This is a genomic window from Bacillus sp. KICET-1, assembly GCF_027721405.1.
In the GTDB taxonomy this organism is placed as follows: domain Bacteria; phylum Bacillota; class Bacilli; order Bacillales; family Bacillaceae; genus Bacillus; species Bacillus velezensis.
Genome location: NZ_CP113515.1, coordinates 3717547 through 3738957, shown reverse-complemented (window position 1 = coordinate 3738957; position 21411 = coordinate 3717547). Strand labels below are relative to the sequence as shown.

The following is a 21411-nucleotide window of genomic DNA, read 5'->3' as shown; positions in this document are numbered from 1 at the left end:
TTTAGTTTTCCCTCCATTCAGCCGCGCCATCGCTTATATCCGCGATGTAGAAAGAAGCCTCAAGACCTGTCCTGCTGCGGTAGTGAGATGAAACGGCCCGGATAAAGCCGGCGGTTTCTTCACTTTCTACAATGGCTATGGCGCAGCCGCCGAACCCCGCGCCCGTCATCCGCGCTCCGAGTGCTCCTTCTTTCCAGGCTGCTTCAGCGAGCGCGTCTAATTCGTCACCGGTCACTTCATAATCATCGCGTAACGAACGGTGGGACGCATTCATCAGCTCGCCGAACGTTTTCAAATCATTCGATTTGAGAGCTTCCGCGGCTGAGAGGGTTCGCTCGTTTTCATTGACCGCGTGCCGGGCTCTTTTACGCAAAGTTTCACAGGAGAGAAGGGATTCGAGTTCGTTGAATTCTTCTGCCGTCAATTCCGCAAGTGATGCGATATTCCGATATTGCCGCAGTTCCGAGAGAGCCTCGTCACATTCGCTGCGGCGTTCATTATATTTTGAAGCCGCCAGCTCCCGGCGCTTGTTCGTATTCATAATGACGATTTTATATCCGTTAAAAGCAGCCGGAATCATTTCGTGCTCAAGCTTATCGCAGTTTAACAGAATAGCCATGTTCTTTTTGCCTTTTTGCACTGCGAATTGATCCATAATGCCTGAATTCACGCCGATAAATTCATTTTCGACTCTTTTTCCGATAAGCGCCAGTTCAGTATCGGAAACATCCAGACTGAATAACTTCCTTAAAATGGAACCGGTTAACATTTCAATAGAAGCGGAGGAGCTTAAACCGGCTCCGTTTGGAATCGTACCGTGAAAAAGAATATCCATTCCGCTGTCTATTTGGCCGCCGGCTTTAAGAAGGTAATGGATCATCCCCTTCGGATAATTGGCCCAGCCGTCTTCTTTTTTGTATGCTGTGGCGGAAAGATCAAGGCAGACAATGCCGCTGTCAGGAAAGTTTTCTGAGTATAACCGGATCTGATGATCTCCGCGTTTTGCGCATACGGCATATGTTCCGATCGTAATCGCGCAGGGGAGAACGTGGCCGCCTATATAATCCGTATGTTCCCCGATCAGGTTGATCCGGCCGGGTGCGAAAAACAGTTCTCCGTTACTTCTCTTGAAAACGTCTTCGAATCTTAATTTCAAAAGTTTTGCATCCATGATAAACCCCCGATTCTATTTTGAGGTATGCTCCAGTATGAACTGAATGGCTTTTTGTGAATTTCTGGTGAGGCTGATATATTCCGCTCCTTTCGTTGCGATGAGTTTCACTTGCAGGCGATCCGCATCTTCTTTAATGTCATCGTAATAAGAGCCGACTTGCGGAGCCAAAATGATCATATCGAAGTCTTTCATGATGTCGTAATGGGAACCGTAGGCGCCTGCTGAGGCGGTAATCGGCACGTTGTATTCTTCGGCTCCTTCTGTCAGTGCGTTCGCAAGCATGGCGCTCGTTCCCGCTCCGGCGCACAGCACTAACACATTGGTGCTGTGTTCCAAGGCGGATGAGGATTCCTGAAGATTTGTGCTGATGACGGAGGACGCGTCTTCTGAGGCGCCGGCCATGGCGGGCTGTCTCTCCCAGGCTTTTTGCGGCGCGCTTTCAGGCTCGGTGTGTTGGGCTTCTTTCGCCGCTAATACTTTGTCATAAGCTTTGCAGAATGGCAGGTATATCAGGAAATCGACAATGATTAATACAGCCGTCAGCACAAAAGCCGAGAGCCCCATGCCGGTTCCGAGAATCAAGCCGGCGGGCGCCGGAGTGGCCCACGGAAGAACATACATAAAACTGTTCATTCCGATGACATCCACAAAAAATTTAAACAGACAGACATTCACCATCGGCGTTACAACAAACGGAATGAAAAAATAAGGATTTAAAATGATCGGCGCAGCAAAGAGAAGAGGTTCGTTTACTGCGAAAGACACCGGAACCGCGGATGCTTTTCCGACTGCTTTCAATTGCTTGGATTTCGCGAAAAGAAGAAAGATAAACGGAACAACAAGGGTTGCGCCGGTCCCTCCCATTGTGCCGACGAAGTTCCCGAGTCCGACGGTCAGCACGTTGGACGCTTGCTCGCCGGCATTATGAAGCTGAAGGTTTGCCTCCACATTTGCGTAAATAATAGCTGCGATGGCCGGCTCCACAATAGATGGTCCGTGAACGCCGACAAACCAGAACAGCGCCATCATTCCCCAAATGACACAAATCCCAAGATAACCGTCTGCGGCGGTAAAAAACGGCGATAAGAGAGAGGAGAGAGCCTCTGCAAAAGATACGTTCAGCGTATTCCTGATCAATAAATCAACGATCACCATGGCCAAAACGGAAAAAGCGAACGGAAAAACATCTTTAAATGTTTGTGAAATGGTACCCGGCACTTCTTTAGGCATTTTAATCGTAATATTTTTCAGCACGCAGAATCTGTAAACGTTCACCGTTATGAAAGCGGATACAAAAGCGGCTAAAAGACCTTTTGTGCCGAGATATTCCGTGGAGAACCCGCCGTCGATTTGAGTGACGCTTAAAATGAGAAACCCGACGACTGAAGCAAGCATCGCTGAAACGGGGTTGATCCCTTTGTTTTTCGGCATTTTTCGGTTCATTGATTCACTCAGGCATTTCGCACTTGTTGCCGCAACGATCAGACCGAGGGCGCCCATTGAATAGTTATAAACTTTCCAAAGCCATTCAGAAACACTTTTAGGCCAAGTGAAATCCAACACTTCCGGCACAGCGGCGGTGAGGATGAAAATGCTGGCGAATAAAATAACAGGCATGGCAGTTAAGAAGCCGTCGCGGATCGCGCCTAAATAAATGTTTCTTGAGATTTTTTCGAAAAACGGTTTTCCCTTTTCGATTTGCTTGATGATACCGTTCATTTTTCCACTCCTTATCGGCGGCTTCGGTAGAGTTCTATAAAATCCTGAATAAGATCACGGAGCAAAAGGGTTGTCATCAAGTGGTCCTGACCGTGAACGAAAATAAACCCTAATTCCATGTCCTTGCCGTCAGCTTCTTCAGCTAACATTTTCGTTTGCGCATTGTGGGCGAGGGTTAAATTTTCATCGGCGCTTTTCAATGCTGCTTCCGTGTTTTCGAAGTTTCCGCCACGGACTTCTTTCAGGACTTTCAATAAAGTGCTTCTGGCGTCGCCGGCATAGGCGACGATTTCAAAACCGAGCATCTGCAATTCTTCCTTTGTCATGAAAAAACCTCCTAAAGATGGCACACATGATGAAAAGATACTCTTTTCACCATGTATGATCGTTAAATGATTGTTTTTGTTTCACTTACAAGTTTGTACCAGTAGGCCGATTCTTTCGGATACCGTTTTTGGGTGTCGAAGTCGACGTAAAAAAGACCGTAACGTTTGTTGTAGCCGTTGGTCCATGAAAATAAATCCATTAAGGACCATAAGAAGTACCCCTTTACATTGACTCCGTCGGTAATCGCTTTACTGACGGCTTCTAAATATACTTTTAAATAGTCGATTCTTGCCTTATCCATAATGATGCCGTCTTCAAACTCATCTTTATAGCCCATGCCGTTTTCGGTAATGTAAATTTTGTTATATTGCGGATAGTCCCGTTTGATGCGCATCAGCATGTCATACATGCCTTCAGGATAGATGAGCCAGTCCCAATCGGTCCGCTTCAGGCCTTCTTTGTAAATTCGTTCGCCGATTCCTTTTACTTTATAGACCGAAGTGCCCTTATCGCCCGTTCCGTTATGGTGAATAACGGTTTCTCCGTCGTACGCTTTGACGAAATGGCATTGATAATGATTGATGCCGAGATAATCATTGCGCGTCGAGGCTTTTTTCATCACGTCAAAGTCACTGTCTGAAAACTCGTATGAAGCGCCGTTTGCCTCACAGATTTCATCCAGAGCACGCATGGTTTCCTCAGAATAATAGCCAAGGTAGGTGGCATCGAGGAGGAATCTCACTGATAACGCGTCATCCAGAAAACAGGCGTGGCGGTCTTCTTCTGTGCCGCTGGCGGGATATTTTGTTTCCAATGAGTGGACGACCCCGATTTCTCCCGGATAACCGCCGTCTTTAAAAAGATTGACGGTCATCGCATGCGCTACCATCATGTGATGGAGGCATTGAATGACTTTTGTGATATCACTTTTAACAGATGGCGGGAAAACCCCGAGTAAATACTGGTTGGTGGCTGTGGGATAAATTTCGTTAAACGTGCTCCAATATCTGATTTCGCTGAATTCTTTAAAGCAAAACTCCGCATAGCTGACGAACGCTTCTATTGCAGCGCGGTTGAGGAAATCTCCCTGATCAAATAATCCTTTCGGTGTATCGAAATGATGCAGCGTGACAAAAGGGGTGACGCTGCGTTTATGGCACTCTGAGAAAATACGATGATAGTAATCAACACCTTCCTGATTGATTTTGCCCGTGCCGTCAGGAAAAATTCTCGTCCAGGCTATAGAAAGGCGGATGCCGTTTATTCCGAATTTTTCACATAGTTTAATATCTTCCGGAAACTGGCGGTAAAAATCACTTGCCGGATCAGGGCTGAATCTTCCCTGTTTTTCAAGAAATTCATCCCAGGCCACAGGCCCTTTGCCGCCTTCTTTTGTGGCGCCTTCCGCTTGATATGCCGCAGTCGCTCCGCCGAAAATAAAGTCATGAGGTAATTTGAGCATTACTGAATCCTCCTTCGCCAATGTGTGAATTGGAGTTTGTTAATGTTTGTAATTGTTATCTTTTGTTTAATAGTAAACGCATACATTTTTGTTGTCAATAGCTTCATAAAGAAATAACATCTGTATTTATAGGGGTTATGTAAGTTTGTCGTTGTTTTATATGTTAATTATGTTGTTTGTTAGTGTTTGTTTTTGTTGACCGGATTGCCGCAGTATGTTAGATTGTGTGTAAAGTTGAGGGGATGATTGAACATGTTAAAAAAAGAGCGGCTTTTAAAAATCATCGATATTGTAAACTCGCGGGGGTTTATTACGGTGAGTGATATTATCGATGAACTGGAAGTTTCTGATATGACAGTGAGAAGAGATCTGGACGAGCTGGATAAGGCCGGAAAAATCGTACGTATTCACGGAGGCGCACAGAGCATATCTTATTCCATTGATCACGAATTATCGCATAATGAAAAACTGGGTGTTCAAATGGAGGAGAAGGAGAAGATCGCGGAACTCGCAGCTTCCTATGTAAATGACGGCGATACCGTTTTTTTAGGGCCCGGCACGACGATTGAACTTTTAGCCAAACACCTGCTGCATAAGCGAATCAGGATTATCACAAACAACTATCCCGTATTTGATATTTTAAAACATGGTGACACTGCGGATACCATCCTGATTGGAGGCGACTTCCGAAAAAATACCGGTGCCTTCGTCGGCCCCATCGTGAACGGCAATCTGCAGAAATTCAATTTTACGAAGGCTTTCATCAGCGCCAACGGCATACATAATGATGAGATTTCTTCTTACAGCATTGAAGAAGGGGAAGCTCACCAAATCGCGCTGAATAATTCGCGGACGAAATTTTTGCTGGCGGATAATAAAAAATTCAACCGGGAAGATTTTTACGTGTTCTATAACTTGCACGATATGGACTATCTGATTACGGATGATAAAGTCATGAAAGATGTTCAAATTCATTACGAGCAATATGTAGATGTCAAAATCGCAAAAAAATAAAAAAAGGCGGGCGGTTCGATGAAAGGGGTTATTTTTGATTTCAACGGCACGATGTTTCAAGATTCGCATCTGCACGAAAAAGCATGGTTTTTCATGGTGAAAAAATACGGGCCGAAAACCATTTCTGATGAAGACATTTTCGTTAACATTCACGGGAGAACAAACAGTGAAATCCTGACGTATTTTATTTCCGGCGATTTAACAAATGAAGAAATCAAGAAGCTGTCTTTTGAAAAAGAAGCCTACTACAGAGAATTATGCCTTGAAAACAAAGACGAGTTAAAGCTGACGAAGGGACTGACCGGCGTATTGAACCATCTGAAAAAATCGGAAATACCGATGACCATCGCCACGGCTACGGTAAAGGAAAATGTCGAGTTTTACTTTGACGTCTTTCATTTGGATCAGTGGTTTGATTTTGACAAAGTCACGTTTGATGACGGGAGCTTCCCCGGAAAACCGGCGCCGGATATTTTTCTCATCGCATCGGAAAAATTAGGCCTCAAACCTGAAGAATGCTTAGTCATTGAAGATGCCTTTTCAGGGCTCACAGCGGCAAAAAAAGCAGGTGCGGGCAAGATTATGGCCATTGACCCGCTCGGAAAAAACCGCGCGCTATTTGAAGAAAAACAGCTGGCGGGTGACGGGATACTGACAGATTTCACCTCGTTTTTTGAGGTGATTGCCGGACATTCTGTTTGAGAGATCAGCCGGTTTTCATGCGGGTATGGCTGTACAGGCTGCAGACTCCGTTCGCAACACGGGATGTTTTTGTGTTTGGCGCTTCTCGTGAAGAAAGGAGTTTCGCTTTTTATTCGGAGTCACTTTTAAGACAGGGATATCCCTGTCTTTTTAATTCCTCGTATTTCTTCCAAAGAAGCGCCAAGGTGCCTATTGCTGACTGTTTATATGTTTCACGATAAAATCCTGAGCATACAAGAAAACCAGCCATCCTGTAAGTCCAAGCCCTGATGCGGCAATGAAAGACAGTGAATGGCGAAGGGCGATGCCGATAATGACCAGCATAATGACTGTAGAGGGGATGCCGGAAGCCACGCTGAATGCAAAATGACTTAATGTCTCCTTCGTTTCGCCTTGGATGTACAGCCAAATCATGCTCAGCATACTGACAATTGGTAAAGCCGCTATAATACCTCCATAACTCGGGCTTCTTCTTGATATTTCAGTGATAACCCCAATAATAGCAGCGGAGACAATGATTTTAACGATCGTAAACATCTTCAGCACGCTCCTTCATCAAACTGAATGCTTTTAAGACAAGTGTTCGTTCTTCATTATTCATGTTGTCAAAAAGAAGCTGTTTAAGCTTTTCTTCATCAAGACCGGAATGCCGGTAAAGGACATCCGCCCCCAAACTGGTAAGTTTTAAAATGACTTTCCTCTCATCTTCAACACTTCTGGTTTTATAAACATACTTTTTCTTCAGTAACCGCTTTATATGTTCCGAAGCGGTATTATGCGATACTTGAATCGCTCCGGCAATGTCTTTTATTCCGACTGCCTTCTCTTTTTGAATGACTTGCAGAATCCGTACACCTTGGTGAGTGATTTTTTCATGGTGCTGATAACGGAGCCGATAGTAAATATCTGTCCAGAGGTCATTTAATCGTATAATTTCGTTAGACATCATAAGCCACCTTTTATCGTTTATTAAGATTATATCTTATATTACGATATATTTTCGCGGATTGAAAGCAATTTTTGAGCATGAGGGAGCGGCATTCGTTCTGTTTTTAGAAGATTGGAAGAGACAAGCGGCCGCAGCTTCAACGAATAAACTTATTTAATATACTCTCAATAAGTCATTTTCCTTATTTTAAGAAACGGCAGCTTAATACCTTCCGCATATAAATAAGAGCACTGACAATATGATAAAGAACCAAAGTATATATTCAAATGCAGTTTTTTTCAGCAGGGCAGTCCTGTGCTGATTGAAAAAGATACGGGGGATAAAAAGCGGGTAAGAAGATAAGGAAAGGAGAGAGACGGATGGAACTTGATTTTGTGATTCGTCTGGCGGTTGCGGGTCTGCTTGGGGCTCTTATTGGATTGGAGAGAGAATTCAGGGCGAAGGAAGCCGGTTTGAGGACGCATTTTTTAGTGGCCGTCGGCAGCGCCTTGATGATGATCGTTTCCAAATACGGCTTTTTTGATTTGTTATCCAACAGCCATACGTCCTTTGATCCGAGCCGGGTGGCGGCGCAGGTCGTCAGCGGTGTCGGATTTTTAGGAGCCGGCACGATTATTTTGCAGCGGCATGTCGTGCGGGGGCTTACGACGGCAGCAGGGATTTGGGCTACGTCGGGGATCGGGCTGACGATCGGGGCAGGTATGTATGTCATCGGCATCAGCGGCACGATTTTGGCGTTAATCGGGCTTGAACTGTTAAATTTTCTGTTTAAACCGGCGGCGCATTCTTTGTCTGTCAGTTTCAGGATTGAAGAGAAAGCCGTCATGCATGATATTTTAACTTCTCTTGAGGAAAAAGGAATTCTGATTACGTCCTATGAATTGAATAAGGCGGTGCTTGAAGTGAAGGGAAGGGTGAAAAGCAAAAGCGGGAAAGCAGCGGTAATGGAGAAAGTTCAAGCCCTCCCGTATATCCTGTCGGTCAAAGTTGAATAGCAGACAGGGGAAGCCTCCTGTCTGCAGTCATTTCTTTTCAAACATTAATACCAAGGATAGAACGGGATATACGGCCGCGGATAGTATGGGTATGGTCTGGGGTAATAATAAGGCGGCCGCGGATAGTATGGATATGGTCTGGGGTAATAATAAGGCGGCCGCGGATAATGATATGGCACCCGTTCGTGGCTCTCGGCTGTGTATTCATGATCGAAAGGATCGTACAAGAGGAAAACCTCCTTTTCAAATGTTGGTTCCGTTTACCTTATTCCTGTATGCCCGGTACGGTGTATGTACAACGGGCAAAAAAAAGACGCCGGTTATCATCCGGCATCTTTTTTTACACTTTCACATCAATTGAATGGCCGGCAGTCGGGTGCTGGGACGGCAGCATTTTCACTGTTTCTTCCGCCGCAGCCTGTGCATGCTGCATGACCGTTTTTGTTAAAGCGATATTTACATTCTGCGCCAGAGATGCCTGATGCATTGCGATTGATAACGCAGGGATATCCATAGCTTCCACCTCCTTATCCCTTCATATCGGCGGCGTGCTCCGATTTTGAAGAGGGCTGGCGGTTTCTTTTTACGGCCCATTCTAAAAGTGCGGCAGCGCATACCCCGAGGGTATAGGCGAAAATGTCACTCCAGACAAATTGCCAGCCGAGGATCAGCCCGCCGAGCGTGCTGCTTCTGATCGCGTCAATCCACGGCGCGTGATACAGCTGGCTGCATTCAATCAGAAAGCAAAACGAGAGGCTCAAAATTGCGGCTGTTTCCGTCCGGATGTGCCGAAACAAAAGCCCGAATCCTGTAAAAATCATGGCCGCCCACAGGGCATCTCCTAAATAAGCGTTTATGATGCCGGGCAATAGGGCGGTGATGTATGCGGTTCTGGACAGCAAACCGAGGGCGATGATAAAAACGGTACATATTCCGTATGTCAATGGATGTCTATTCACTTCACACTGTTCCCCTTTTTTTGTACTCCCATGTATTGTAAGGAACGACGGAGAAGCTGTCTATGAAAAAAACGGCCCGGAAGGCCGCTTTTTTTGCGTTATCTGGCTTTTAGGTTGACATGATCTGCTTTTTGATCACTGCCGATGACGAAGCGGAGCTCATACTGCCCCGTATGGTAGACGTAATCTGTTTCGCCCGTTTTTGGCACTGTCAGGATTTTGTCAGCGCTGCCGATTTGTTTGCTTAAGACGTCAGGTGTGACGCTGCCGAGGTTTAAGCGCCGCTCGACCCCCGTTCCGAAATAGCGTATTTCCGAGATTTTTCCGTTTTTATGATAGGAAAATCCGTAGCCGGGGTTTCCCATGTTCCAGCTGTATAAATCAAATGGATTGCGGCTGTCTGCTTTTTGTTCCGGCTCGCCGATTTTATTGTAAACGTCCTGTCTTGTGCTTTGGTTGATTTTCAGGCCTTTCACATTTTGCGGCATTTCCCCTTTAAATGCCGATTGGTAAAGGCTGTTCACCAGTTCTTGTGCACGCTGGTTTTCCGTTTTTGAAGCGGCTGCGGCATGGACGGGCTGTGTATCCGAAAATGCTTCTGCTCCGAAAGCGCATCCCGTGAGCATCACTGCCGATAATCCCGTGGCGAGTGTTTTTTTCTTCAACATATGTGAACGCCTCCTTTTTACCGCTCATACCCGTATGTTTCCTGAGATAAACGAGATGTTTTAGTGAAAGGCCGGTTGGGAATCATAGAGGATGTATAGAGGGGGACAGAAAGGGGAAAAGAAAATGGCTGATACAAAGAAAGTTACAATCAATGGGGTTGAAATGGAAGCGCCGGACGGCCAAACCGTTTTGCAGCTTTTGAACAATAGTTCAATTGACGTGCCGCACGTGTGTTATCACCCGAGTCTCGGGCCGATTGAAACGTGCGATACCTGTATCGTCAATGTTAACGGGGAACTGATGCGTTCGTGTTCCGCGCAAATAAAGGACGGAGATGTCATCGATACGCTTTCGTCCGATGTGAAAAAAGCGCAGATTATCGGCATGGACAACATTTTGCACAACCATGAATTGTACTGCACGGTCTGTGATTACAACAATGGGAGCTGCGAAGTACATAATACCGTAAAGGAAATGAAAATCAATCATCAAAGCATTCCGTTCGATCAAAAACCGTATCCTAAAGATGAATCAAATCCGTTTTACCGATATGATCCCGACCAGTGCATTTTGTGCGGACGCTGCGTCGAAGCCTGTCAGGACGTACAGGTAACCGAAACGTTAAGCATTGATTGGGAGCGGAAACGCCCGCGGGTCATTTGGGATCAGGATGTGCCGATCAATGAATCATCATGTGTTTCCTGCGGACATTGCTCGACGGTATGTCCGTGCAATGCCATGATGGAAAAAGGCATGGAAGGCGAAGCGGGGTATTTAACAGGCATTAACCAAGAGACGCTTCGGCCGATGATTGACATCACAAAAGGGGTCGAAACCGGGTACGGATCGATTTTGGCCATATCGGACATGGAATCGGCCATGCGGGATGAAAGAATCAAAAAAACGAAAACCGTATGCACTTACTGCGGTGTCGGCTGCAGTTTTGATATATGGACGAAAGGAAGAGACATTTTAAAGGTTGAGCCTCAGGCCGAGGCGCCCGCAAATGGCATTTCGACGTGTGTGAAAGGGAAATTCGGCTGGGATTTCGTCAATAGTGAAAAGCGCCTTACCAAACCGCTTATCCGGGAAGGAGACTCGTTTCGGGAGGCGGAATGGGATGAAGCGCTGCAGCTGATCGCTGATAAATTTACCGATATAAAAGAACATTTCGGCCCGGATGCACTTGCCTTTATCACATCTTCCAAATGCACGAATGAAGAATCATACGTGATGCAGAAGCTTGCAAGAGCTGTCATTGGCACAAATAATGTCGACAACTGCTCACGCTACTGCCAGTCTCCCGCCACGGCCGGATTGTTCAGAACGGTCGGATACGGCGGCGATTCAGGATCAATTACAGATATAGAAAAAGCTGAGCTCGTGCTGATTATCGGTTCAAATACATCTGAGTCTCACCCCGTCTTGTCCACACGCATTAAACGTTCTCATAAGCTGCACGGACAGAAGCTCGTCGTCGCTGACTTGCGAAAACATGAAATGGCCGAGCGCTCCGACGTGTTTTTCCAGCCGCGTGCCGGATCAGATATTGTCTGGCTGAATGCCGTATCGAAATATCTGCTTGATCACGATTTGGCGGATACTGCATTTCTGAAGGAGAGAGTGAACGGATTAGATGAATTCGTGAAAAGCCTTGAACCTTATACGATGGAATATGCGGAGAAACATACCGGTGTGGACAAGGATACCTTAATCAAAGTGGCCCGGATGATTCATGAAGCCAAAAGTGTATGCGCACTGTGGGCGATGGGGGTCACCCAGCATATCGGAGGAAGTGATACGAGCACGGCCATTTCCAACATGCTTCTTGTGACCGGAAATTACGGCAAGCCCGGCGCAGGCTCATATCCGCTTCGGGGCCATAATAACGTGCAGGGAGCCAGTGATTTCGGCAGTATGCCTGACAGCTTCCCCGGCTATGAAAAAGTAACGGATGAAAAAGCCCGCAAAAAGTATGAACAGGGTTGGGGAACAGACCTGCCGAAAGAAATCGGAATGACAAATCATGAAATGATCGAAGGCATCCACTCAGGAAAACTGAAGTCCATGTACTTAAAAGGAGAAGAAATGGGGCTTGTCGACTCCAATATCAACCATGTTCATGCCGCATTTGAAAAGCTTGATTTCTTCGTTGTGCAGGATATCTTTCTTTCGCGTACGGCCGAGTTCGCCGATGTCGTGCTTCCGGCAAGCCCGAGCCTTGAAAAAGAAGGGACGTTTACGAATACGGAACGGAGGGTGCAGCGCCTTTACGAAGTGTTTGAACCGCTGGGCGATTCAAAGCCTGATTGGCAGATTATTACGGACATCGCCAACCGTCTGGGCGCTGATTGGCACTATGAACATCCGGCAGACATTATGGAAGAAGCGGCAATGCTTTCGCCGCTCTACGCAGGCGTCACTTACGAACGTCTCGAAGGCTACAATTCACTGCAATGGCCGGTTGCAGCGGACGGAACCGATTCACCGCTTTTATTTACGGATAAGTTCCCGTTTTCAGACGGCAAAGCGATTTTATATCCCGTTCAGTGGACCGAGCCGAAAGAATTTGGTGAAGAATATGATATCCATGTGAATAACGGGCGGCTGCTCGAGCATTTTCACGAAGGAAATCTGACTTACCGATCAAAAGGAATATCCGAAAAAACACCGAGTGTGTTCCTTGAGGTCTCGCCCGAACTCGCCGAAGAAAGAGGGCTTGAAGACGGAACGCTTGTCCGTCTGACATCACCGTACGGAAATGTGAAAGTCAAATGCGTCATCACAGACAGGGTAAAAGGCAAACAAGTCTATCTCCCGATGAACGATTCAAAAGACGCTGCCATTAACCTTTTGACAAGCAGCTATGCGGATAAGGATACCGATACACCGGCTTATAAAGAAACATCAGCGAAGATGGAGATTTTGAAAAAAGAAGGAGTTAATCCGCTTCCGAAAATCAATTTCCGTTATGGAAACCCGCAGCCGCAGATCGGTGTCCGGGTTGAGCGGAAATGGGCGCGTAAAGATTATGTATTTCCGGGAGACGCCGTAAAAAGGGGGAAACAGCAAAATGGCTAAAGCAATCAGCGGCATCCGAAAACAGACCGTCACAGAAGAAGACAAACGAAAAAAGGACTTAGAAGAGATCGAGACGGCTCTTTTACGAAATAAAGACGCGATTTTGGAATCTCTGCACATTCTTCAGCACATGAACGAGCGCGGCGTTTTGGCGCTTCTGCGCGGGCTCTTCGGCCAGGGAGACAAAGTGATGGATATCCTGGTGAAGAAGGCGAATACTCCGGAAACGGCCAATATGCTGAAAAATCTCCTGCTGTTAAGCGGCGTTCTCGGCATGCTCGATGTAAAACAGCTTGAGCCGTTTATCGTTAAAATCAATGCGGGCGTCACAAAGGCCGTCGAGGAAAAAGACAGCGGCAGGAAGACGGGGTATTTTGATATCGTCCGCGCTTTAAAAGACCCGGAAATCAACAAGGCCGTCACTCTGCTGTTTTCTTTCCTGAAAGGCATGGGCGCTGATACGGACGATATGGAAAGAAATACGCAGCCTCCTGAAGACCAAAAGCAGCACCAGAAACCGCAGACGAATGAGTGAACATATCTCCCGAGCCTGGCCGAAGGCTCGGGTTTTTTGTGCGCTTCTGCTGTTTTCTTGGGAGAAATTTCACCTCCGGATTTATGACTTTTGTTGTGTTATGTTAATAGTTCAGGTTATGAATAGAAAAAAATTGAAAATATGTGCTAGGATAAAATTCAAGGTACGTCAACTATTCAAATATGAAACAATCAGGAGTGATGAAACATGAGTAAGCTGAGGAGCACGAGACAAGCCATCCAAAGAACCCTGATAAAAGGAAAAAACGGCCTGGACGTATACAACCCTTTTCCTTGGTACGAAAAAATGAGACAGGAAAGCCCTATACACTTTGATGAAGAAACGCAGGTTTGGAGTGTGTTTTTATACGATGATGTCAAAAAAGTCATCAGTGATAAAGAGACGTTCTCAAGCCTCATGACTGATGTGAAAAGCTCGATTGCAAAGTCCATGCTGAATATGGACCCGCCGAAGCATACCCAAATCAGATCTGCCGTCAATCGCGCTTTCACTCCCCGCGTCTTGAAGGGATGGGAGCCGCGAATTAAAGACATTACCGATCATCTCCTAAAACAGGCAAAGAACAAAGGGCGGATTGATATCGTTAAAGATCTCTCTTACCCTTTGCCGGTCATGGTGATTTCAGAATTATTAGGCGTTCCGTCCGAACGTATGGATCAGTTTAAAAAATGGTCGGACATTCTCGTCAGCATGCCGAAAGATGCGAGTCCTGAAGCGGCGGAGAAAAATCAGCAGGAACGTGACCAATGTGAGGCGGAGCTGGCGGCGTTTTTTGCGGAAATAATAGAAAGCAAACGAAAAAAGCCCGGCCAAGACATTATTTCTATTTTGATAAAAGAGGAAGAAGAGGGAGAGAAGCTCACGGCAGAAGATCTGATCCCGTTTTGCAACCTGCTTTTAGTGGCGGGAAATGAAACAACGACTAATCTCATTTCAAATGCGGTTTACAGCATATTAGAAACGCCCGGCCTTTATGAAGAGCTGAGACAGGACCCATCTCTCATCGCGAAAACGGTGGAAGAAACGCTGCGTTTTCGCGCTCCCGCTCCGTTTGTCAGAAGGACGGTCCGGCACGACACTGAATTGCGCGGACGCCGCTTGAAAAGCGGGGAGATCGTTCTCTGCTACATTGCATCTGCCAACCGTGATGAAAACAAATTTGAGAAGGCGGGCGTATTTGATATTCATCGCCAATCGAATCCGCACCTTTCCTTCGGATTCGGCGTACACTTCTGCTTAGGCGCTCCGCTTGCCAGACTTGAAGCGGAAGCCGCGCTGAAAGGAATTGTAAAAACCTTTTCACACCTTGAGCCTGTCGGGATTGAGCCGATCCGAAACAGTGTCATGTACGGGCTGGAGTCTTTAGAAGCGGAGATAAACGAAAATGAGGGAGAAGAAAAAAGATGAGAAAAACACACATCGCCATAATTAATGTGGCCGCTCACGGTCATGTCAATCCCACGCTGCCTGTAGCCGAGGAACTTGTCAATCGCGGGTATAAAGTGACATTCGCTACGACTGAGGAATTTGAAGCTTCCGTTGCCAAAACGGGCGCCATTCCCGTTTTATACCGCACAAGCATAAAGGCGGACCCGGAGACGATAAAAGAACGGGTAAATAAAAATGACGCGTTTGTGATGTTTCTGGAAGAAGCGGTTGAAGTGCTTCCGCAGTTGGAAGAGCTGTACAAAGACGACCTTCCTGACATCGTCCTGTTTGATTTTTTAGCTCTTGCCGGAAAATTGTTTGCAGATAATGGCGGCATCCCGGCCGTAAAGTTCTGCCCGAGCTATGCAATGAATGAGTATTTTCAATTAGGAAGAGACGAAGAAACACTGGAAGCGGCCAAACAGGCGATAGAAGAATATCAGGAGCAGATTGAAAATGAACAATTGAAACGGATGACAATGGAAGAATTTTTTATGCCTGAAAAACTGAATATTGTCTTTATGCCAAGGGCCTTTCAGCCGAAACAGGAAACCTTTGATGAACGATTCTGTTTTGTGGGTCCGTCTCTTGGAGAACGCACAAATACGGGAAGTCTGGAAATTGATGCAGCCGATGACCGTCCGCTTATGCTCATCTCACTGGGAACGGCGTTTAACGCCTGGCCTGAATTTTACCAGATGTGTATTGACGCGTTTCGGGACTCGGACTGGCGGGTTATTATGTCAGTCGGCACAACAATTGATCCGGAAAGTTTTTCGGATGTCCCCGATCACTTTATCATCCGCCAGCACGTTCCTCAGCTTGATGTGCTGGAGAAAGCAAAGCTGTTCGTATCTCACGGCGGGATGAACAGTACAATGGAGGCGATGAATGCGGGTGTCCCGCTCGTTGTCGTTCCGCAAATGCACGAACAAGAGGTCACCGCAAAGCGTGTGGATGAATTGGGGCTTGGCGTGCATCTGCCGCCGAAAGAAGTCACTGTGGCCCGTTTGCAAAAAGACGTTCAGAACGTATACGGCGATAAGAACATCCTCAGCCGCGTGAAAAGCATGCAGCAGAAAATAGAAGAAACCGGCGGCCCCAAACAGGCTGTTTACGCCATTGAAGAATTTTTGAAAACGGCGGCCGTCGAAAATTGATTGAGAAACAGGCAGCGCACCGGAAGACGGCTGCCTGTTTTGTTATATGTTTTTCTTCATGCCGCATCTCCGGCATTCCCTCAAAAATTTTCCGCCCTTCACTGAACTTTTAAACAGCGTGTAGTCGCAATTGTCACATCGGCCGCTGTGAACATCAGGATATTCATTGAACTCGTAAATGACCGAAGTATCGTATCCTTTTGTCTCGAACTCTTTTTTTGTTTCCATGATTGAAAGTCCCTCCGCGAATCAAATCGTTCTGCCCGGTTAATGATACAGCAACTGCACGGGGGATTCAACGGGAGCATAGCTTGATTTTCCCGGCTGATTGCGTAACAATAATAGAAATAAATGACGGCCTGCCATAGGGCGCCCGGCATCTGAAGGGAAGAAGAAAACAGCGATGGGAAAAGGATTGAACGGGAAACGGATTGCCATCGGCGGTTCGCGGAAAACAGAAGAGATCACAAAATTAATAGAAAAGCAGGGCGGAACGGCAGTCGTCCGTTCCCTCCAAGGAACCGTATACCTGGCGGAGGATCAAATTGAACCCGACGTAAGAACATTTGCCGGGCAAAAAGCCGACTGGGTGATATTCACCACAGGCATCGGTACGGAAACGTTATTGTCGGTATCGGAAAAAATCAGTCTGAAAGAAGAATTTTTAGCGGCCGTTCATGAAGCGAAAATCGGCTGCAGAGGCTATAAAACATATGCGGCCTTAAAAAAGCTCGGCATCACGCCGCATGCCTCAGATGAAGACGGTACAACAAGAGGGCTGATCCGCTCCTTGGAACGATTTGACTTTAAAGATAAAAAAGTCATGATACAGCTTCATGGCGAAAAAGCGCCGGTCTTAACGGAGTTCCTTGAGAAAAACGGAGCGGAGGTTTTCCCTGTTCTGCCGTATCAGCATATTCCGCCTGAAAGGGAGACGGTCGATAAACTGCTGGGAGAGCTGTTAAACGGAGAGGTCGATGCCGTATGTTTTACGACAGCCATTCAAGTGCGCTCTCTCTTTGATTATGCAAAAGAAAAAGGGTTCACAAAAGAATTGCAGCAGGCATTCGAAACACAAGTGCTTGCCGCCGCAGTCGGCAAAGTGACGGCTGAAGCGATCCGGGATGAAGGGGTAAAGAGGGTCCTTGCTCCAGATATTGAGCGGATGGGAGCGATGATTATTGAATTATCCCGTTACTATGAATCTCTGACCTTGTCATAAACCATCATTCAGCAGGGAAAAAAGCCTACGCTTCCCTGCTGAATTTTTTTAATTGCCAGTGTTCCGTGAAAAGGGAAGGATATGTCAAGGCGCTGAGTATGATACATGTAAGAAGAGCGGAGGTCATCGTTGTAAAAACGATCAGCAGCTGAAAGCGCACCGCCTGTATCGGATCAGCCCCCGCTAAAATCTGCCCCGTCATCATGCCGGGAAGCTGAACGAGACCCAATGTTTTCTGGCTTTCAAGCGTCGGGATCATACTGAGCTTCATACTGGACGTCAATATCTGCCGGACGGCCTGCTTAGGCGTTCCTCCGAGAGAGAGAATCAGCTGGATTTCTTCTTTCCGCAGATCCGCTTCCGAACTGAGCTTGTTTAAAAACAGGCTTGAGAGGACCATGGAGTTTCCGATGACCATGCCGCTTATCGGAATGACATATCTTGAAGTGAACGGAATGATATGCAGGGTCAGTAAAAGTCCCTGCGTCACAACTTCCACGATCGCCAGTGTCAGAAAAACGCGCCAAAATGAGCCGATCCGCATTTTTTTCCGTTTGGCGACATTGTGCGAAGCGGCCGTGAGCATGAGAAGCACCATTAGTATGATAAACACCGGGTGATCACCGCGAAAAATCAGCGACAGCACATAGCCGATAATGAGAAGCTGAATGACGGCCCTGACGGTTGCGACGATCATATCCTTTTCGACGTCGGCTTTAAAAGATTTAGACAGGAATAAAGCGATAATGACAAATATACTTGTCAATAACAGAGAAAGATCATTCATATCAGCACCCGCTCCCTTGTAAAAGCGCCCGGGCCTTTTCGTGTTTCGGTTCCTTAAAGAACGTTTTCGTTTCCGCGGTCTCTAAAAGCCGTCCCTCAGCCATAAACCATACTGTATCGGATAATCGTTCCGCTTGTTCAAGGTTATGGGTGATCCACAGGATCGTCAGCTGTTTTTGCCGATGGAGTTTCGTAATCAGTTTCTCAATGGTGAGAACGGATGACGGGTCCAGCGCCGATGTGATTTCATCCAGCAGCAGGATGGACGGCAGTCCGGCGAGAGTTCGCCCTAATGAGAGCTTCTGCCGCTGACCTCCGGATAATTCTTTTGCATTTCGATCCAGAAGCTCGCGCGGAAGATCTGTAAAATCTGCGAGCTCTTCAGGCGTATAGTGCTGTGCCCCGTGGAGTTTTTCTGCGAGCAGAAGGTTGTCCCGCACCGTGCCGTCCATGACGGGAGCTGATTGAAATGCAAGGCCCGCGGTTTTTCTGAGCTCTCTGATGTCCCAGTGTCTTATTTCTTTTCCGAATACAAGCACTTCCCCTTCATCAGGTGTATTCATCAGATTGCAAAGTGACAGCAATGTGCTTTTTCCCGCGCCGGAAGGCCCTATCAACGCCGTGATAGAACCTTTTTGAATATGTCCGGTTACACGGCTTAGGACATCAAAGGACGTATGGTTTTGTTCAAAGCGTTTGCCGGCTGACAGAAAAGATATTGCCGGAGTTTCTTCTTTCATACAGGATGACACCTTTCGTAAAAAAATCAGGAACCGGTGAGATTGGCTGACGTTTGCTCAGCCGTTTTCTGGTCTGTCTGCCGGGAAGCGAATGTATGCATGACCATTCCCGCAATAATAATGAACAGTCCGGCAAATGAAAGAAGTGACGGAAACGCCGCGGATAAAAAGACGATTTCGCCGATCAGTGCAAAAAGAACCTCTCCGGACTGCGTCGCCTCAACAGCAGCGAGCTTCTGCGGCTCATTCCTCACCATATCGGTGGCGCGGAAAAATAATACTGTTGCGATAACGCCAGAACTGAGTGCGACGATAAAGGATTGGAATGTCTGTCCCATTGAGGGAAGCCCGTCTCTATGCCAGCCGAAAGCGGCGATCAAAAGCCAAAACGGAAGGCTTGCGAGCGTCATGCCGAGCACCCGCTGAAACGTATCGAGTTTTCCGCCGTATTGTTCCAGCATTTTGCGGTTGCCGAGCGGATAGGCAAAAGCGGCGATGACGACCGGCACAACGCTGAATAGTATCGTGCGGCCGGACAGAGAACCCGCATGCTGAAGCTGAATCAGACCGGCTCCGATCAGGATGATGACGGAAGTAACCAGCGAAATCAGCGGGATCTTTTGTCTGACAGAAACCGGGCCTGCCGGTGAATGTTTTGTTTCGTAGAAAAACGGCGACAGAAGCACACCCGCGACAATTGTAATCTGCCACGTGCCGGCGATCAGCCAGCCCGGCCCATATGCCGCCGCAAACGTAATCGGGGCATAAAACAGCACGAACCCGGTAAAACTCCACTTCAGCCAAAAAAACGGTTTTTTCCGGATTTCATGCCAGAGCGGCGCCCATTTTCCTTTCGCATAAACGATCAAAAATAAAAACGGAACCATAAAAAGAAAACGCAGGGAAGAGCTCCACATCCAGCTTCCGCCGGAAAGCTCCATCGCCCTGTTTAAAATAAAGGTGACTGCAAAAAACAGAGATGCCAATATTCCGATCACGATGGCTTTCATTAAATCCCTCATTTTGACACATATTTTTTTATACTATACTATTCACCGGCAGGCTTCGCAATGGAATATGAAAAAATAGCGTTTTAACAAATGATGAATGGGAAACAGACATATACGGAGGTGAAAACAGTGCAGAAAGAGGATATTCAAGTGCTTTATTTCGAAGATGACGGCCGCATTCCGAATAACCCGAATCTTCCGCTTGTTATTTATAAAGCGGTATTTAATGAAGAAACAGTACAGAAAGCAGAGTCCGTCCTCCGCCGGCACGATTGGTCGAACAGCTGGACGGGCGGAGTATTTCCGTATCACCATTTTCACAGCACCACGCACGAAGTTCTTGTCGCGGTAAAAGGAAACGCGGTTTTGAGGTTCGGCGGGGAACAAGGAGTGGACGCGGTTCTTCAAATGGGAGACGCAGCGGTCATTCCGGCCGGCACCGGACATAAAAAACTGTCGGGCAGTTCTGATTTTACCGTGATCGGGGCTTATCCGGGCGGCCGGCAGTACGATACAAAAACGGAGAAAAATGATAGAACTTCAGAAGAAATCAGCCGTGTCCCGCTCCCGGAATGCGACCCCTTTACGGGAAAATCGGGCCCGCTTTTAAAATTGTGGGAAAAATGACAGGGGAAAAGCGGATGGTCTGTAAAAAAATAGCCTAAAAGAAACGTTATTACACCCCCGCCATATAAATAATTTCATAAACGAAACAATTCACGTTCAAATTTTGTTCAAAAAGTGTTATTATATAAGAGTAAATCAAATTGGGGTTTTTTATGTTTGCTATTTTCAGAGAGGAAAAAGAAATTTTGACTTATTCAATTGTTTTTGTTGATATAAAAATAATACTGGATATGGCAAAGTGAAAAACTGGGTAGTAAACATTTATTTTTGTAAATGATTGTGCATGAATTCACAATCTTGCTTTTTCATGCTTTTCTGCATGAAGGGGGAAAGGCTACCCTTTCCAAAAAAATCAGCATACTGCTTATAGTAAAGGAGAATCGGATATGCCAGAAACAATCGATCAAACAAATGCATCTGTCAGCCAAGGCCAACGCGATCTTATTGATCAGCTGCTAAAACCTGAAGTTCAAGAATCACTGACTGTTTTAGTGGATCAGCTTCCAAAACTGACTGAGTTAGTAAATATTTTAACGAAGTCTTATGATTTTGCACAGTCTGTAGCGACAGACGAAGTATTGAAGAGCGATACAGTGGGTGCGCTTACAGAAATTCTTGAGCCGGTGAAAGAAACAGCGAAAGAAGTTGCGGCTACTGCGATCGAAGCAAAAGACCGCGCGGATGCAAGCAATGAAACGATCGGACTTTTCGGCCTACTGCGCATGCTGAAAGATCCTCAAGCTCAAAAGCTGTTCCGTTTTGCTAACAGCTATCTTGAAATCATGAACGAAAAACAAAAATAATCTCAGATTCAAATTGATATAAAGGACG

Annotated in this window: 23 protein-coding genes and 1 pseudogene; 10 read left to right on the top strand and 14 right to left on the bottom strand. The window is 46.5% G+C overall.

Features of this window, described 5'->3' with window-relative positions; translation table 11 throughout:
* Position 1: 1 nt before the first annotated feature.
* The 4 genes from OVA33_RS18650 to lacG form a co-directional block, all read right to left on the bottom strand.
* Positions 2-1171: a galactokinase gene (locus OVA33_RS18650; protein ID WP_071181711.1), complete on the bottom strand. Its 1170-nt coding sequence runs from the start codon at positions 1169-1171 to the stop codon at positions 2-4.
* Positions 1172-1186: 15 nt separating this feature from the next.
* The gene (locus OVA33_RS18645; RefSeq protein WP_071181712.1) at positions 1187-2893 is read right to left on the bottom strand and encodes a PTS lactose transporter subunit IIBC; all 1707 of its coding nucleotides are present in this window, start codon (positions 2891-2893) and stop codon (positions 1187-1189) included.
* A gap of 11 nt (positions 2894-2904) precedes the next feature.
* On the bottom strand, positions 2905-3219 hold the full coding sequence (locus tag OVA33_RS18640) for a PTS sugar transporter subunit IIA (RefSeq protein WP_063636834.1): 315 nt from the start codon (positions 3217-3219) through the stop codon (positions 2905-2907).
* 62 nt (positions 3220-3281) lie between these two features.
* Positions 3282-4682: a 6-phospho-beta-galactosidase gene (gene lacG / locus OVA33_RS18635; RefSeq protein WP_063636833.1), complete on the bottom strand. Its 1401-nt coding sequence runs from the start codon at positions 4680-4682 to the stop codon at positions 3282-3284.
* 252 nt (positions 4683-4934) lie between these two features.
* Here lacG and OVA33_RS18630 point away from each other — a divergent pair, with 252 nt between their 5' ends.
* Both OVA33_RS18630 and OVA33_RS18625 read left to right on the top strand, forming a co-directional pair.
* Positions 4935-5696 (top strand): DeoR/GlpR family DNA-binding transcription regulator, encoded by a 762-nt coding sequence (locus OVA33_RS18630; RefSeq protein WP_063636832.1) that lies wholly within the window; start codon positions 4935-4937, stop codon positions 5694-5696.
* Positions 5697-5714: 18 nt separating this feature from the next.
* The gene (locus tag OVA33_RS18625) at positions 5715-6398 is read left to right on the top strand and encodes an HAD family hydrolase (RefSeq protein ID WP_063636831.1); all 684 of its coding nucleotides are present in this window, start codon (positions 5715-5717) and stop codon (positions 6396-6398) included.
* Between the two features lie 189 nt (positions 6399-6587).
* Here the strand turns inward: OVA33_RS18625 and OVA33_RS18620 are convergent, their stop codons facing one another.
* The gene (locus OVA33_RS18620) at positions 6588-6935 is read right to left on the bottom strand and encodes a DUF3147 family protein (RefSeq protein ID WP_015388376.1); all 348 of its coding nucleotides are present in this window, start codon (positions 6933-6935) and stop codon (positions 6588-6590) included.
* A complete protein-coding gene (locus OVA33_RS18615; RefSeq protein WP_063636830.1) occupies positions 6919-7344 on the bottom strand; it encodes a MarR family winged helix-turn-helix transcriptional regulator in 426 nt (141 codons plus the stop codon). The genes OVA33_RS18620 and OVA33_RS18615 overlap by 17 nt, the downstream gene beginning before the upstream one ends.
* Positions 7345-7706: 362 nt before the next feature.
* On the opposite strand from OVA33_RS18615, the pseudogene OVA33_RS20730 reads away from it, so the two are divergent.
* A pseudogene (locus OVA33_RS20730) lies at positions 7707-8103 on the top strand (MgtC/SapB family protein); the annotation flags it as partial.
* Positions 8104-8386: 283 nt separating this feature from the next.
* On the opposite strand, the gene OVA33_RS20725 reads toward OVA33_RS20730, so the two are convergent.
* From OVA33_RS20725 to OVA33_RS18595, 4 genes are all read right to left on the bottom strand, one after another.
* Positions 8387-8569: a hypothetical protein gene (locus tag OVA33_RS20725; protein ID WP_071543315.1), complete on the bottom strand. Its 183-nt coding sequence runs from the start codon at positions 8567-8569 to the stop codon at positions 8387-8389.
* Between the two features lie 113 nt (positions 8570-8682).
* Positions 8683-8856 carry a YjfB family protein gene (locus OVA33_RS18605; RefSeq protein ID WP_012117340.1) on the bottom strand — a complete coding sequence of 58 codons (174 nt, stop codon included), beginning with the start codon at positions 8854-8856 and terminating at the stop codon, positions 8683-8685.
* Positions 8857-8869: 13 nt separating this feature from the next.
* Positions 8870-9301 (bottom strand): ribosomal maturation YjgA family protein, encoded by a 432-nt coding sequence (locus OVA33_RS18600; RefSeq protein ID WP_025649620.1) that lies wholly within the window; start codon positions 9299-9301, stop codon positions 8870-8872.
* A 98-nt stretch (positions 9302-9399) separates the two neighbouring features.
* Positions 9400-9969, bottom strand: a complete 570-nt coding sequence (locus tag OVA33_RS18595) for a YjgB family protein (RefSeq protein ID WP_025649621.1) — start codon at positions 9967-9969, stop codon at positions 9400-9402.
* Between the two features lie 124 nt (positions 9970-10093).
* On the opposite strand from OVA33_RS18595, the gene fdhF reads away from it, so the two are divergent.
* From fdhF to OVA33_RS18575, 4 genes are all read left to right on the top strand, one after another.
* Positions 10094-13051, top strand: coding sequence for a formate dehydrogenase subunit alpha (gene fdhF / locus OVA33_RS18590; RefSeq protein WP_128974059.1), 2958 nt, complete (start codon positions 10094-10096; stop codon positions 13049-13051).
* Positions 13044-13586, top strand: coding sequence for a helical membrane plugin domain-containing protein (locus tag OVA33_RS18585; RefSeq protein ID WP_012117344.1), 543 nt, complete (start codon positions 13044-13046; stop codon positions 13584-13586). The genes fdhF and OVA33_RS18585 overlap by 8 nt, the downstream gene beginning before the upstream one ends.
* A gap of 207 nt (positions 13587-13793) precedes the next feature.
* On the top strand, positions 13794-15014 hold the full coding sequence (locus tag OVA33_RS18580; RefSeq protein ID WP_128974060.1) for a cytochrome P450: 1221 nt from the start codon (positions 13794-13796) through the stop codon (positions 15012-15014).
* The gene (locus OVA33_RS18575) at positions 15011-16195 is read left to right on the top strand and encodes a macrolide family glycosyltransferase (RefSeq protein WP_128974061.1); all 1185 of its coding nucleotides are present in this window, start codon (positions 15011-15013) and stop codon (positions 16193-16195) included. The genes OVA33_RS18580 and OVA33_RS18575 overlap by 4 nt, the downstream gene beginning before the upstream one ends.
* A gap of 42 nt (positions 16196-16237) precedes the next feature.
* Here OVA33_RS18575 and OVA33_RS18570 read toward each other — a convergent pair whose 3' ends face one another.
* Positions 16238-16423, bottom strand: a complete 186-nt coding sequence (locus OVA33_RS18570) for a DUF8096 family protein (protein ID WP_003154919.1) — start codon at positions 16421-16423, stop codon at positions 16238-16240.
* Between the two features lie 175 nt (positions 16424-16598).
* Here OVA33_RS18570 and OVA33_RS18565 point away from each other — a divergent pair, with 175 nt between their 5' ends.
* A complete protein-coding gene (locus OVA33_RS18565; RefSeq protein ID WP_025649624.1) occupies positions 16599-17417 on the top strand; it encodes a uroporphyrinogen-III synthase in 819 nt (272 codons plus the stop codon).
* Positions 17418-17442: 25 nt separating this feature from the next.
* Here the strand turns inward: OVA33_RS18565 and OVA33_RS18560 are convergent, their stop codons facing one another.
* From OVA33_RS18560 to OVA33_RS18550, 3 genes are read right to left on the bottom strand one after another with little or no spacing between them, the layout of a single operon-like run.
* Positions 17443-18204 (bottom strand): ABC transporter permease, encoded by a 762-nt coding sequence (locus tag OVA33_RS18560; RefSeq protein WP_025649625.1) that lies wholly within the window; start codon positions 18202-18204, stop codon positions 17443-17445.
* Position 18205: 1 nt separating this feature from the next.
* The gene (locus OVA33_RS18555) at positions 18206-18943 is read right to left on the bottom strand and encodes an ABC transporter ATP-binding protein (protein WP_025649626.1); all 738 of its coding nucleotides are present in this window, start codon (positions 18941-18943) and stop codon (positions 18206-18208) included.
* A gap of 26 nt (positions 18944-18969) precedes the next feature.
* Positions 18970-19953, bottom strand: a complete 984-nt coding sequence (locus tag OVA33_RS18550) for a DMT family transporter (RefSeq protein ID WP_025649627.1) — start codon at positions 19951-19953, stop codon at positions 18970-18972.
* 129 nt (positions 19954-20082) lie between these two features.
* Between OVA33_RS18550 and OVA33_RS18545 the strand changes: the two genes are divergently transcribed.
* Positions 20083-20580, top strand: a complete 498-nt coding sequence (locus tag OVA33_RS18545; RefSeq protein ID WP_025649628.1) for a cupin domain-containing protein — start codon at positions 20083-20085, stop codon at positions 20578-20580.
* Between the two features lie 386 nt (positions 20581-20966).
* Positions 20967-21383, top strand: a complete 417-nt coding sequence (locus OVA33_RS18540; protein WP_003154908.1) for a DUF1641 domain-containing protein — start codon at positions 20967-20969, stop codon at positions 21381-21383.
* Positions 21384-21411 lie beyond the last annotated feature (28 nt).